Origin of the sequence: Oceanithermus desulfurans (assembly GCF_014201675.1) — a bacterium.
Classification (GTDB): Bacteria; Deinococcota; Deinococci; order Deinococcales; family Marinithermaceae; genus Oceanithermus; species Oceanithermus desulfurans.
The window spans coordinates 119,833-132,109 of the sequence record NZ_JACHEZ010000003.1 but is presented as its reverse complement, the minus strand read 5'-3'; the positions used below and the strand labels follow the sequence as shown (position 1 = coordinate 132,109).

The following is a 12,277-nucleotide window of genomic DNA, read 5'->3' as shown; positions in this document are numbered from 1 at the left end:
CTACATGCTACGCCGCGGCGCGCGTCCCTTCGCGGGGTGGTGGCGGAGCAGCCCGCTCTTGTCGAGGGCGCGCATCAGGTCCCGCGCCAGCTCGTGGAAGTCGGCCGCGGCCGCCTCGGGGCGGGCGACGACCATCAGATCGGCCGAGGGCAGGTGCATGCGCCTGAGGATTTCGCGCAGGCGCCTGCGCACCCGGTTGCGCACCACGGCGTTGCCGACCTTTTTGGAAACGACGATGCCTACCCGGACTTCTCCCCGCCGGGTAGGCAGCCAGCGCACGCTCAGCGTGCGCGCCCTTCCCGTGCGGCCTTTGCGCAGACGGCGAAAGGCCGCGTCGGTCTTGAGCGAAGTTATACGGTGAGCCGTTTGCGGCCTTTGCGGCGCCGGCGAGCCAGGACCTTGCGGCCGCCCGGCGTCGCCATGCGGGCGCGGAACCCGTGGGTCTTGGCGCGTTTGCGACGGTTGGGTTGCCAGGTGCGCTTCATGGGTGCCCTCCTCTTCTCGTTTCACGACCGATCCCCCAGCAGGGGCCTTGGCAGTCTACCACAGCGGGCGGGGTGAGGAAAAGGGCGGCTGCCGCCCGCGGCGGAACCCCGCCGCGCCCGCCCCGGAAATCGCTTGACAGCCCCGAGCGGGCTCGATACCATGTTCCTTGCGCGTAGGCCGGGATGGCGGAATTGGTAGACGCGCATGATTCAGGGTCATGTGCCCGCGAGGGCGTGGGGGTTCAAGTCCCCCTCCCGGCACCAGAAGGGCCCCGCTAAGGCGGGGCCGTTTTCGTTGGGGCGCGCCGCGGCGGCGGGTTAGAATGCGGGCCATGAAGCGCGTGCTCTCGGGCATTCAACCTACCGGCGCCATCCACATCGGCAACTACTTGGGCGCGATCAAGCAGTGGGTCGAGATCGGCGAGCAGCTGGGCAAGGACGCCCTCTTTTGCATCGTCGACTACCACGCCCTCACCAACCCCGACGCCTACGACCCCAAACGGCTGCCCCAGCGCACCTTCGAGGCGGCGCTGGCCAACATCGCCGCCGGCCTCGACCCCGAGAAGATCACCCTCTTCGTGCAGTCGCACGTACCCGAGCACACCGAACTCTCCTGGATCTTCACCACCCAGACCCCGGTGGGCGACCTGACGCGGATGACCCAGTACAAGGACAAGTCGGCCAAGCTCAAGTCGGTGCCCGCGGGGTTGCTCATGTACCCGGTGCTGCAGGCGGCGGACATTTTGATCTACAAGGCCGACACCGTGCCGGTGGGCGAGGACCAGCTGCAGCACCTGGAGCTCACCCGCGAGATCGCCCGGCGCTTCAACCACACCTTTGGCGACACCTTTCCTGAACCCAAGGCGCTGCTCAACCCCAAGGCGCCGCGGGTGCCGGGCATCGACGGCGCGGCCAAGATGAGCAAGTCGGTGGGCAACACCATCGAGCTGCTCGAGGAGCCCGCGTCCATCTGGGAAAAGCTGCGCACCGCCCCCACCGATCCGGCGCGGGTGCGCCGCAACGATCCGGGCGACCCGGACCGCTGCCTGATCTTCAAGTACCACACCTACTTCTCGCCGCCCGAGGTGCAAGAGGCCGTGGCCGGGGGCTGCCGCACCGCGGGCATCGGCTGCGTGGATTGCAAGAAGATGCTCTTCGACCGCATGATGGAGGTGCTCGGGCCCATCCAGGAACGCGCCGCCGAGCTGCGCAGGCACCCTGAAGCGGTGGAGGCTGCCCTCGAAGACGGCGCTGGGCGAGCGCGGGCCCTCGCGCAGGAGACGATGCACGAGGTGCGCGTCAAGATCGGCCTGTACAAACCCTACTAGTCATGGCCATCCACCTGAGCTTCGAGGGCTTCGCCGGCACGCCGGAGGAGCTGCAGCGGGCGTTGCGCTCGGGGCGGGTGGCGCCGCGCGCGCTGCCGCTCTTGGACCTGATCGAGCAGGCCCTCGCCCAGGTGGCGGCGCTGGAGCTGCCCGAGCGCGGCGCGCTGCTGCCGCTCCTGGCCGAGCTGCTGGAGCGCAAGCTGCGCGCGTTGCTGCGGGTGGAGGCGGAAGCCGAAGATGAGGAGGCGGAGGGCGACGGGGAGGCGCTCGTCGGCCTGCTGGTGGAGCTGGACGAGGCCGTGCGGTTCCTGATGGAGCGGGCCCAGGCGCGCAGCTACGTCTGGCCGGTTCCCGCGGCCACGCTGCCACGCGACCGCCGCGTCGCCCCCATCGCGGTGGCCTCGCTCTACCGCTACGCCCGCCGCTTCGTGCGGCCGGCGGCGCTGCTGCCGGCCGTCGAGCGCTTCGGGGTCGCCGAGGCCTGGGCCTGGCTGCAGCGGCGGCTGGCCAAGGCGGGGCGCGCCTGGTTCTCGCGCCTGGGGCTTGCCGCCTGGAGTGAACGCACCGTGGCCTTCGCCGCGTTGCTGGAGGGCGTGCGCCGCGGTCGGGTGCGCCTGGTGCAGAAGCGGCCCTACGCCGACCTCTGGATCGAGCTCGAGCCCGAACGCGAAGAGCGCTCGGCCTAGCGGACGTTGCCCGTCTCGATCTTGGCTTCGTGCAGGTCGACGACGGTGAAGTCGCCCTCGGCCAGCGAACCCGGGGCGACGACCAGGCTCTTGCCCAGCCACTCGTGCTTGAGCACGCTGCCGTCGAAGCCGGGGTCGTAGGCGACGACCAGCCGCGGGTTGTGCGTCTTGATCAGCTCGGCCAGCTCCTCGCTGCCGGCCTCGTGCAGCCCCTTGTGGGCGGGCATGCGCGCGAAGAGGAAGACCTTCTGGTAGTCCTTGAGCTCGCGCAGGACCTTGAGGCGGTACTCGACCTCCCAGGCGGGGTAGGCGAGCCGGGTCACCTCCTCGCGTCCCTGGTCACGGTCGACGATCTCACCCCCCATCCCCGCGACCACCACGTGGCCCGGGGCGAAGGCGAAGCTGCCGTGGACCCCGTGCAGGTAGGGGAAGACGATCTCGATGTTGTAGGCCTCGCGCAGGTACTCCTCCACGGGGGCGTCGCGCGGTCCGGGTACGTAGAAGCTGGGCACCGGGGCCTGCCCCAGGATCTTGAAGGCCTTGCGGTAGGCCTCCGCCTTGGCTCCGCCGCCGGCGAGGTCGCCGACGAGGACGAGGGCGTCCACGTCGAGGTCGGGGATCAGCTTGACCGTGCGCTCGAGGTAGTCGTGCTGGCCCTCCAGGCGGGCCAGCGCCAGGACCTTGCGGGTGAACTTCCGTGCCGTGGCCGACATTTTCATCCCCCCTTTAACAATCCTGCGTCGTTTCTTGTCAATTTAATTATATCCGTGCTCGGGGGTGAGGCCAAGGGGTCAGCCGCGGCGGAGCGGGCGCTTCAGCTGCAGGAAGCGGTCGACGATGACCGGATCCAGGTGGCGGCCCGAGAGCTCGCGCAGCTCGCGTGCGACCTCGCGGGGGGCCCAGCTCTTCTTGTAGGGGCGCTCGTTGGCCAGCGCGTCGAAGACGTCGACGACGGCGAAGAGGCGCGCCTCCAGGGGAATCTCGGTGCCGGCGAGGCCCCGCGGGTAGCCGCTGCCGTCCCAGCGCTCGTGGTGGAAGCGGACGATGTTGCGCGTGGACCTGGGGAGGAAGGGAATCGGCTCGAGCATCTGGAAGCCGATCTCGGTGTGTTCGCGCATCAGCGCCCACTCGTCTTCGTCCAGCGGCCCTTCCTTGAGCAGGATGCGGTCGGGGATGGCCAGCTTGCCGATGTCATGCAGGTAGGCGCCCCAGCGGACGGCCTCGAGCTCACCGCCGCGGAGGCCCAGCGCCCGGGCGAGCCGGGTCGAGAGCTGCGCCACCCGCTCGGTGTGGCCCCGGGTCTCGTAGTCGCGCCGCTCCAGCGCTACGCCGAAGGCGCGAAACATCGCCTCGCGCGCTTCCTTGAGCGTGGTCAGGTGACCGATGCGTTCGAAGGCGCGCTCGATGCGCCGGGCGGTGAGCTGCACCAGGTAGCGCGCCTCCGCCGGCGGCGCGGCGGGCTGGCCGAAGGTGAGCAGCGCAAGCCCGCCGTAGGGCACCCCCTTGACCCAAAGGGGCTCGACCAGGACGCTGCGGGTTCCGATCTTGACGAAGGGTTCGAGCGCGCCGGGGTAGTCGCGGTAGTCGTGGACGGCGCCGCCCTTGCGGCCGGCGATCGTGCTGCCCACCAGCCCCTCGCCCAGGTGGACGGGATGATCCTCGTAGATGCGCGGGAAGCGGGAGGGGTAGTCGCCGACCAGCACGTCGGGCTCGAGCCGCTTCCCGCCTTTGAGGGTGTAGAAGACCCCGGCCTCGAAGGGGGTGAGTTCGAGGATGGTGCGCAGGGCGCGCTCGGCGATCTCGTCGGGGTTCTCGAGGACCTCGATCTCGGTGGAGAGCACGATCAGCTTGCGGTAGGCCTCGGCGCGGCGGGTCGCCTCGCCCAGGGCCTTGAGGCGCTCCGTCGCCATGCCGATGGCCTCGGCGGAGGCTTCGAAGAAGGCGAGCTCGCCCTCGCCGAACCCCTGGTGGGGGCGGCTGTTGGCGCTGATCACCCCCACCACCTCGCCGGAGCCGTCGATCAGGGGGGCGGCAAGCAGGGCCACCGGACCCCGGCGGCGTTCGCCGAAGTGAAAGACGCGCGGGTCCTTGTAGATGTCGTGAATGTGCACCGCGCGCCGCTCCTCGATGGCGATCCAGCTCGCCCCCCGGTCGCGGGGGATGCGCATGCCGGCGGTGAGGTCGGGCGTGGTGGAGGCGACGACGCGCAGCACCTGGCCGTCCTCCTCGAGCAGGAAGACGGTGACGTGGCTGGAGCCGATGTAGCGGCGCAGGGCGGTAAGGGTCTCCAGGTAGAGCTGCCCCTGGCTGCGGGCGCGGCGGGCAATGCGGTTGATTTCGACGATGCGCTCGAGCAGGCCCAGCCGCCCGCGCAGCCGTTGCTCGCGGCGCTCGGTCTCCAGAAAGCCCAGGATCTCTTCGGCGAAGAGCCGGCCCGCCTCGATCGACTCGATGGTGAACGCGTTCTCGTTGCGGACGCTGTCGAGGTTGAAGGTGCCGTAGACCTCGCCCTTGCGCACGATGGGGATGAGCAGGTTGGCCTGGAGGGGGCGCTCGCTGTTCAGCGAGGCGATCTCGGTCTCGCTGTTGATCGCCTCGATCGTGCGCCGGGTGATGATCCGCGGCGTGCCCTGGCGCATCGCGGCCTCGCCCTGGCCGTACCAGCGCAGCTCGGTTTCGAAGGAGACCGAGAAGTTGATCAGCTCGGGGGTGTGCCCCACCTGGGCGGTGCAGACGAAGCGGTCGCCCTGGAGGATCCAGAGGCTGCCGGCGTCGGCTCCGGGCACGGACTCGAGGGCCGAGGTCAGCACCGCGGCGTAAAACTCGGCGGGAGCGCGGTCCAGCGCCTCCTTGACCCGCTCGAGCGAGCGGAAGACCTGCACCATCTGCTGCTCCGGGGCCAGTTCGCGCAGCAAGCCCGCGTAGTAGGGCGGCTTCAGGGGAAAGAAGACGCTGTGGACGGTGCGCGGCCTCCCCTCGAGGGTCAGGGGCAGCCGCAGCTGGCAGCGCTTCCCGGTGCGCAGCCGCGCCACGATGGCGCTGCGGTGGTCGGGATCGGCGTAGACCCGCGCCCCCGGCAGCGGCTGGTCGAAGCGGGGATCGAAGCCGGTCCGTCGGGCGAAGGCGCGGTTCGCGTGAACGAGCTCGAAGTCGTCGTCGCGAAGCCTGAGGACGACGAAGGCCTCCTCCGCATCATGCAGCGCGGCCACCATGGAATGGAACGGATGCAAATCAGGGGGAAGCTCCATGACCTAGGCCACAGGCTACCACAGGGGTGCCGGGGGTCGGGTGGCCGGGTTTAGGATGGGGTTCGGAGGTGCACATGAGTCAAGACGTGTACATCGCAGCCTGGGCGCGGACCCCCATCGGCCGCTTCGGCGGCGCGTTCAAGGACACGCCCCCCACGCAGCTGGGGGCCCACGCCATGAAAGCGGCGCTCGAGCGCGCCGGGGTTTCGGGGGCCGACCTCGACCTCTACGTCTTCGGCAACGTCCTGCGCGCCGGGCACGGGCAGCTATTGCCGCGCCAGGCGGCGCTGGCCGCGGGCATCCCCGAGCAGGTCGACGGTTACGCGGTGGACATGGTCTGCTCGAGCGGCATGATGGCCGTCATGAACGCGGCCATGACGATCCGCGCCGGCGAGGCCGACCTGGTGCTCGCGGGCGGCATGGAGTCGATGTCGCAGGCCGCCTTCGCGCTCTCGGCGCGGGCCCGCTGGGGGTACAAGTTCCTGCTGGGAAGCCCGGAGGAGGTCAAGGACCTGCTTCTCTACGACGGCCTCACCGACCCGGTGACCGGCGAGGCCATGGGCGAGGAAACCGAGCGCCTGATCGCCGAGCACGGCATCACCCGCGGCGAGCTCGACGAGGTGGCCTACCAGTCGCACAAGCGCGCCGCCGAGGCCACCGAGGCGGGCGTCTTCAAGCGGGAGATCGCCCCCTATGAGCTCAAGACCCGCAAGGGCACGCTCACCCTCGAGGCCGACGAGGGCATCCGCCCCGAGACCACCCTCGACTCGCTGGCGGCACTGCGCCCCGCCTTCCAAAAGGACGGGGTCCTCACCGCCGGCAACTCCAGCCAGATTTCCGACGGCGCCGCGGCCCTGCTCGTCGCCAGCGCCGAGGCGGTCGAGAAGTACGGCCTCGAGCCGGTGGCCCGCCTCCTCGGCGGCAGCTGGGCGGCCGGCCCCACCTGGCGCTTCCCCGAAGCGCCGGTGCCTGCGGTGAAGAGGCTGCTCGACAAGCTGGGCATGACCCTGGACGACTTCGACCTGATCGAGAACAACGAGGCCTTCGCGGTCAACAGCGTCCTCTTCCACCGCATGCTCGGTATTCCTTACGAAAAGATGAACGTGCTGGGCGGCGCCATCGCCCTGGGCCATCCCATCGGCGCCAGCGGCGCGCGCATCGTCGGCACCCTGATCACCGCCCTCAAGGCCCGGGGCGGGCGGCGCGGTCTTGCGGCCCTCTGCCACGGTACCGGCGGGGCCACCGCGGTGGCCGTTGAGCTGGTCTAGTTTGGGTTGGTGAAAAGGCGCGGGCCCTTCGGGGCCCGCGCCTGCGTTCAGCCGCCGTAGCTCCAGGGGGTGTCGCGCATGCAGAGGGGGTCCTCGTCCCTTTCGGGCACGTCGTTGACCCCCACGCCCGTAACCCGCGCGATCCAGACGGCGTGGTCGCCGCCCGGGTGCCAGCCCTCGGTTTCGAGCGCGAAGTACCAGGGCAACGGTGCGAGCACCGGCAGGCCGTCTTCCAGCCGGAAGGGCAGGCCGTTCAGCCGGCCGTCCTCCACCCGGGTGGCCTTGAAGAACGCCGGGGCCAGCTGCTGCTGGCTCTTGGCCAGCGGGTGCAGCACGGCGCGCCGGCTCTGCTGCAGGATCTCGTAAAGGCCCGAGTCCTTGCGCACACCCACCGCGTAGAGCGGGGGTTCGATCGAGACCTGGGTCACGAAGGTCACCAGCGCGGCGCTGTAGCGCTCTTCCTGGCGCGTGGTCATCACGAAGACGCCGTTGAGGACCTTGCGCAGCACGCGTTTACGCAGTTCAGGATCCAGCTTCGCCATGTTTCCAAGCTTACCGTTCGCTGGCGGCGGGCAACGTGCCGTCGAACACCAAGACCTCGCGCGCCAGCACGACCACGCGGTACTCGCCGGCGGCGTAGAGAAACCGCTCGACGGCGTCGAGCACCCCGTTCACCCACTCCGCGTCCCCGCCCACGACGCTGAAGCCCACCTGCTCCCAGGCGTGCTCGTTCAGACCGGCGACGCGCGCCGCCGAGACCGGAAACCGCGCCTTGATGCGCTCCATCACCGGGCGGATGACCGCGCGTTTCTCCTTGAGGCTTCCCACCCAGGGGGTTTCCAGCCGCGCGGTGAAGACGCCGACGTAGGTCTTCATTCCGCCTGCAGCATACCGCGCTGGTAGACCAGCCGGCCGCGGATCCAGACCGCGGCTACGGCGTCCTCGCGGGCGAGGGCGAAGGCGGCCCCCAGCGCGCGGTCCGGCCCATCTGCTTGGGCGAGCACGGCCTCGAGCGTCGAGCCCGGCGGCGGCCGCAGCCAGACCAGGTCGGCGCTCCTGTCCGGCTCCAGCCCGCCGGCCTCGCCCGGCTGCCCCAGCGCCGCCGCGCCCGCGCGGGTGGCCAGCCACAAGAGCGCCGCCGCCGGCAGGTTCACCCCATCGGCGCGCAGCCGCTGGGTCTTGTAGGCGTCCATGGCCTCGCCCAACAGCGAAAAGCGGGTGCCCGCGCCCACGTCGCTGCCCAGCGCGAAGCGCACGCCGGCTTCCAGGTGGGCGCGCATGGGGAAGAGGCCCGAGCCCAGGAAGGCGTTGGAGCTGGGGCAGTGGGCCACCCAGGCGGCGCTGGCGGCCAGGCGCTCGAGCTCGCGCGGGTTCGGGTGCACGTCGTGGGCGAAGACCGCACGCGGCCCCAGCAGCCCGAAGCGGTCGTAAACGTCGAGGTAGTCGTGCGCTGCGGGGAAGAGGCGGGCCACCGCTTCGATCTCGCGCGGGTTTTCGTTGAGGTGGGTCTGCAGGTGCAGGTCGGGGTGCTCCCGCAGCAGCGCCCCGCTCACCTCCAAAAGCGCCTCGCTGGCGGCGAGGGCGAAGCGCGGGGTCACCGCGTAGCGCAGGCCGCCTTGGCCGTGGTAGCGCTCGATCAGCGCCCGGTTTTCCGCATAGGCGCGCTCGGGCGTGGTGTGCAGCTCGGGGCGCAGGTTGCGGTCGCCGGTGGCGAGGCCGCTGGTGAGCGGGAAGCCCAGCGCCGCCGCCTCCTCGAAGAGCGCGGCCTGGGCGGGGGCGAAGTGGCTGCCGAAGACGAGGGCGCGGGTGGTGCCGCTACGAACGAGCGCCCGCAGGAAGGTCTGCGCCTCGCGGCGGGCGTAGGCTTCGTCTGCGAAGCGGGCCTCGGCGGGCAGGGTCACCCGCTCGAGCCAGTCGAGCAGGTCGAGGCCCAGCGCCCCGATCACCCCGGTCTGGGGGAAGTGGACGTGGGCGTCCACGAAGCCGGGCAGGAGCAGGCCGCCCTCGAGCCGCCGCAGCGGGGCCTCGGGGTGGCGCGCGCGCACCTCGGCGAAGGGGCCGACGTCGGCGATGCGGCCGCTTTCGATGAAGAGACCGCCGTCGCTCCAGCCCTCCAGGCGGGCCTCGAGCGGGCCTTCGCCGACCGCGTGCAGCAGACTCGCGCGCAGGATCACGTTCCCCAGCTTACAAAAGAAGCCCGGCGGCAGGCGCCGCCGGGCCCGTGGGCGCGGACGTTCAGCCCTCGCGCACCAGCTTGCGCAGCACCGTCTGCAGGATGCCGCCGTTGGTGTAGTAGTCCACGTCCACTTCGCTGTCGAGGCGGGCCTTGGCCTGGAACTCGACCACCTGGCCGCCTTCTTTGGTGGCGCGGACGGTCAGGACCTTGTGGGGCGCGAGCCCCTCCTCGAGGCCGAGGATGTCGTAGGTCTCGTAGCCGGTCAGGCCCAGGCTGGCGGCGTTTTCGCCGCCTGTGAACTCGAGCGGCAGCACCCCCATGCCCACCAGGTTGGAGCGGTGGATGCGCTCGAAGCTTTCGGCGATGACGGCCTTCACACCCAAGAGCGCCGGCCCCTTGGCCGCCCAGTCGCGGCTCGAGCCGGTGCCGTACTCCTTGCCGCCGATCACGATCAGCGGGGTGCCTTCCTCCTTGTACTTCATGGCCGCATCGAAGACGAACATCCGCTCGCCCTCGGGCAGCTTGACGGTGTAGCCGCCCTCGACGCCGTCGAGCATCAGGTTCTTGATGCGGATGTTGGCGAAGGTGCCGCGCATCATCACCTCGTGGTTGCCGCGGCGGGAGCCGTAGGAGTTGAAGTCCTTGGGTTCGACCCCGTGCTCGATCAGGTAGCGGCCGGCGGGGGAGTCCACCGGGATGGCGCCGGCGGGGGAGATGTGGTCGGTGGTCACGCTGTCGCCCAGCTTGAGCAGCACCCGGGCGCCCTTGATGTCGCGCGGCGGTTCGGGCTCGAGCGGCATGTCCTGGAAGAAGGGCGGCTCCTGGATGTAGGTCGAGTCGGGATCCCAGGCGTAGATCTTCCCGGTCGGCGCCGGCAGGCCCTGCCAGCGCTCGTCGCCTTCGAAGACGCCGGCGTACTCGCGGGTGAACATCTCGGGGTCCAGGGTCTTGCGGATGGTTTCCTGAATCTCCTGCTGGCTGGGCCAGATGTCGCGCAGGTAGACCGGGCGGCCGTTGGGGTCGTGGCCCAGGGGCTCCTCGTTCAGGTCGACGTCGACCCGACCCGCGAGCGCAAAGGCGACGACCAGCATCGGGCTCGCCAGGTAGTTGGCCTTGACGTGGGGGTTGACGCGGCCCTCGAAGTTGCGGTTGCCCGAGAGGACGCTCGCCGCCACCAGGTCGCCCTTCTCGATCGCCTCGGCGATGTCGGGCGGCAGCGGGCCCGAGTTGCCGATGCAGGTGGTGCAGCCGTACCCCACCACGTGGAAGCGCAGCGCTTCCAGGAAGGGCATCAGCCCCGAGGCCGCGAGGTAGTCGGTCACCACCCGGCTGCCGGGAGCCAGGCTGGTCTTGACCCAGGGCTCGACCGAGAGGCCGGCTTCGACCGCCTTCTTGGCGAGCAGCCCGGCGCCGATGAGCACCGAGGGGTTGGAGGTGTTGGTGCAGCTGGTGATCGAGGCGATGACGACCGAGCCGTGCTTGACCTCGAACTCCTCGTCCTCGCGCTTTACCTCCACCGCGCGGTCGAGCTCGCTCGCCGCGAGGCCGAAGCCGCGCTCGGTGGCCGGCTTGGTCAGGTCCTCGGCGAACTGCTCCTTCATGCGGCCCAGGGGGATGCGGTCCTGGGGCCGCTTGGGGCCGGCCAGGCTGGGCTCGACCGTGCCCATGTCGAGCTCCACGTACTCGGAGAACTCGGGCTCCACCTCGCCGTCGCGGAAGAGGCCCACCGCACGGGTGTAGCGCTCGACCAAGTCCACCAGCTCCGCGGGGCGGCCGGTGAGGCGCAGGTAGGTCAGGGTCTCCTCGTCCACCGGGAAGAAGCCCATGGTGGCGCCGTACTCGGGCGCCATGTTGGCGATGGTGGCGCGGTCGGCGAGGCTGAGCTTGCCCACGCCCGGGCCGTAGAACTCGACGAACTTGCCCACCACGCCGTGCTTGCGTAGCTTTTCGGTGATCGTGAGGACCAGGTCGGTGGCCGTGGCGCCCTCGGGCAGCTCGCCGGTCAGCTTGAAGCCCACCACCTTGGGGGCGAGCATGTAGTAGGGCTGGCCCAACATCACCGCCTCGGCCTCGATGCCGCCGACGCCCCAGCCGAGCACGCCGAGGCCGTTGATCATCACCGTGTGGCTGTCGGTGCCCACCAGGCTGTCGGGGAAGGCGTAGGTCTCGCCGTTCGCCTGCTGGCGCATGACCACCTGGCCCAGGTACTCGAGGTTGACCTGGTGGATGATGCCCTGCCCCGGGGGCACGACGTGGAAGCCGTCGAGCGAGGTCTGCCCCCACTTGAGCAGGGTGTAGCGCTCGGTGTTGCGCTCGTACTCCTTGTCCACGTTGGCCGCAAGCGCGTAGGAGGTGCCGAAGAAGTCGATCTGCACCGAGTGGTCGATGATCAGATCGGAGCGGACCTGGGGGTTGATCTTGCCCGGATCCTTGCCGAAGCGCTCCATGGCGCTGCGCATCGCGGCCAGGTCGACCACCGCGGGCACGCCGGTGAAGTCCTGCAGGACGACGCGCGCCAGTTTGAGGGGGACGGTGATCTCGCCCGGCTCCGGTTTCCAGGCGGCCAGGTTCTTTACGTCTTCTTCGCTTACGCCGTAGGTTCCGGCGTTGCGCAGTACGCTTTCGAGCAGGATCTTGATCGAGAAGGGCAGCTTGCTGATCGCTCCCAGCCCCTGCTTCTCCAGCTCGGTGAAGTCGAAGTACTGCACCTTGCCCGCTGCGGTCTCCAGCGTCTTTTTCGTTCCGAACAGGTCCTTGTACGCCATGTGCGCTCCTTTCCCGCGTGCAAGACGCGGTCTCTGGGTGGTTCGTTTGTGGGGTGGTGTTGTACCGAACCGGGTGCGCCCCGCTCAGCAACCCTTACTATAGCATGCCGGCCAGAAAGCCCTCTTCGCGCACGGCGCGGATCAGGTCCATGACGGTGAGGCGGTGGGGGTCGTACTCGACCGTGACCTGGCCCAGCTGCTGCACCTCGGTCTTGAGCACGCCTTTCTGGCGCGCCAGCGCGGCCACCACCTTCTTCATCTGGTCGTCGCTCTGCACCCCTTGAATGCCCAGCATGATCCGGTTCATCATAGGTTCATTCT

12 protein-coding genes and 1 tRNA gene are annotated in these 12,277 nt (G+C 69.9%); 4 read left to right on the top strand and 9 right to left on the bottom strand.

All coding sequences use genetic code 11. The annotated features are described in order from the left end of the window. Both rnpA and rpmH read right to left on the bottom strand, forming a co-directional pair. Complete coding sequence (gene rnpA, locus HNQ05_RS04790; protein ID WP_147146802.1) at positions 1-354, bottom strand: ribonuclease P protein component; 354 nt, start codon at positions 352-354, stop codon at positions 1-3. Next, positions 351-485 carry a 50S ribosomal protein L34 gene (gene rpmH, locus HNQ05_RS04785; RefSeq protein WP_013457527.1) on the bottom strand — a complete coding sequence of 45 codons (135 nt, stop codon included), beginning with the start codon at positions 483-485 and terminating at the stop codon, positions 351-353. The genes rnpA and rpmH overlap by 4 nt, the downstream gene beginning before the upstream one ends. A 177-nt stretch (positions 486-662) precedes the next feature. Between rpmH and HNQ05_RS04780 the strand changes: the two genes are divergently transcribed. The 3 genes from HNQ05_RS04780 to HNQ05_RS04770 all read left to right on the top strand — a co-directional run bounded on the left by HNQ05_RS04780 (position 663) and on the right by HNQ05_RS04770 (position 2,499). Further along, positions 663-749 (top strand) — tRNA-Leu (locus HNQ05_RS04780). A gap of 68 nt (positions 750-817) precedes the next feature. Continuing rightward, positions 818-1,813 (top strand): tryptophan--tRNA ligase, encoded by a 996-nt coding sequence (gene trpS / locus HNQ05_RS04775; protein ID WP_147146773.1) that lies wholly within the window; start codon positions 818-820, stop codon positions 1,811-1,813. Positions 1,814-1,815: 2 nt separating this feature from the next. Then, complete coding sequence (locus HNQ05_RS04770) at positions 1,816-2,499, top strand: chromosome segregation protein ScpA (RefSeq protein WP_147146775.1); 684 nt, start codon at positions 1,816-1,818, stop codon at positions 2,497-2,499. Here the strand turns inward: HNQ05_RS04770 and HNQ05_RS04765 are convergent. Both HNQ05_RS04765 and HNQ05_RS04760 read right to left on the bottom strand, forming a co-directional pair. Continuing rightward, positions 2,496-3,212, bottom strand: coding sequence for a metallophosphoesterase (locus HNQ05_RS04765; RefSeq protein WP_147146777.1), 717 nt, complete (start codon positions 3,210-3,212; stop codon positions 2,496-2,498). The genes HNQ05_RS04770 and HNQ05_RS04765 overlap by 4 nt on opposite strands. A gap of 78 nt (positions 3,213-3,290) precedes the next feature. Beyond that, on the bottom strand, positions 3,291-5,708 hold the full coding sequence (locus HNQ05_RS04760; RefSeq protein WP_183677628.1) for a GAF domain-containing protein: 2,418 nt from the start codon (positions 5,706-5,708) through the stop codon (positions 3,291-3,293). Between the two features lie 113 nt (positions 5,709-5,821). Between HNQ05_RS04760 and HNQ05_RS04755 the strand changes: the two genes are divergently transcribed. Beyond that, on the top strand, positions 5,822-7,015 hold the full coding sequence (locus HNQ05_RS04755) for a thiolase family protein (RefSeq protein WP_147146781.1): 1,194 nt from the start codon (positions 5,822-5,824) through the stop codon (positions 7,013-7,015). A gap of 47 nt (positions 7,016-7,062) precedes the next feature. Here the strand turns inward: HNQ05_RS04755 and HNQ05_RS04750 are convergent, their stop codons facing one another. The 5 genes from HNQ05_RS04750 to HNQ05_RS04730 all read right to left on the bottom strand — a co-directional run bounded on the left by HNQ05_RS04750 (position 7,063) and on the right by HNQ05_RS04730 (position 12,266). After that, the gene (locus tag HNQ05_RS04750; RefSeq protein WP_147146783.1) at positions 7,063-7,557 is read right to left on the bottom strand and encodes a flavin reductase family protein; all 495 of its coding nucleotides are present in this window, start codon (positions 7,555-7,557) and stop codon (positions 7,063-7,065) included. A gap of 10 nt (positions 7,558-7,567) precedes the next feature. Next, entirely contained in the window at positions 7,568-7,891 is a 324-nt protein-coding gene (locus tag HNQ05_RS04745; protein ID WP_147146785.1) for a DUF503 domain-containing protein, read from the bottom strand. After that, positions 7,888-9,189 (bottom strand): guanine deaminase, encoded by a 1,302-nt coding sequence (gene guaD, locus HNQ05_RS04740; protein ID WP_246104105.1) that lies wholly within the window; start codon positions 9,187-9,189, stop codon positions 7,888-7,890. Before guaD ends, HNQ05_RS04745 begins: the two co-directional genes overlap by 4 nt. 61 nt (positions 9,190-9,250) lie before the next feature. Beyond that, entirely contained in the window at positions 9,251-11,956 is a 2,706-nt protein-coding gene (gene acnA, locus HNQ05_RS04735) for an aconitate hydratase AcnA (protein ID WP_147146786.1), read from the bottom strand. Between the two features lie 97 nt (positions 11,957-12,053). After that, positions 12,054-12,266, bottom strand: a complete 213-nt coding sequence (locus HNQ05_RS04730) for a heavy-metal-associated domain-containing protein (protein WP_147146787.1) — start codon at positions 12,264-12,266, stop codon at positions 12,054-12,056. Positions 12,267-12,277: the final 11 nt, after the last annotated feature.

Bases quoted from the DNA above. Each gene is read 5' to 3' on its own strand.
- rpmH (WP_013457527.1), bottom strand. From the start codon at position 485: ATGAAGCGCACCTGGCAACCCAACCGTCGCAAACGCGCCAAGACCCAC.
- trpS (WP_147146773.1), top strand. From the start codon at position 818: ATGAAGCGCGTGCTCTCGGGCATTCAACCTACCGGCGCCATCCACATC.
- HNQ05_RS04770 (WP_147146775.1), top strand. From the start codon at position 1,816: ATGGCCATCCACCTGAGCTTCGAGGGCTTCGCCGGCACGCCGGAGGAG.
- HNQ05_RS04765 (WP_147146777.1), bottom strand. From the start codon at position 3,212: ATGTCGGCCACGGCACGGAAGTTCACCCGCAAGGTCCTGGCGCTGGCC.
- HNQ05_RS04755 (WP_147146781.1), top strand. From the start codon at position 5,822: ATGAGTCAAGACGTGTACATCGCAGCCTGGGCGCGGACCCCCATCGGC.
- HNQ05_RS04750 (WP_147146783.1), bottom strand. From the start codon at position 7,557: ATGGCGAAGCTGGATCCTGAACTGCGTAAACGCGTGCTGCGCAAGGTC.
- HNQ05_RS04745 (WP_147146785.1), bottom strand. From the start codon at position 7,891: ATGAAGACCTACGTCGGCGTCTTCACCGCGCGGCTGGAAACCCCCTGG.
- acnA (WP_147146786.1), bottom strand. From the start codon at position 11,956: ATGGCGTACAAGGACCTGTTCGGAACGAAAAAGACGCTGGAGACCGCA.
- HNQ05_RS04730 (WP_147146787.1), bottom strand. From the start codon at position 12,266: ATGATGAACCGGATCATGCTGGGCATTCAAGGGGTGCAGAGCGACGAC.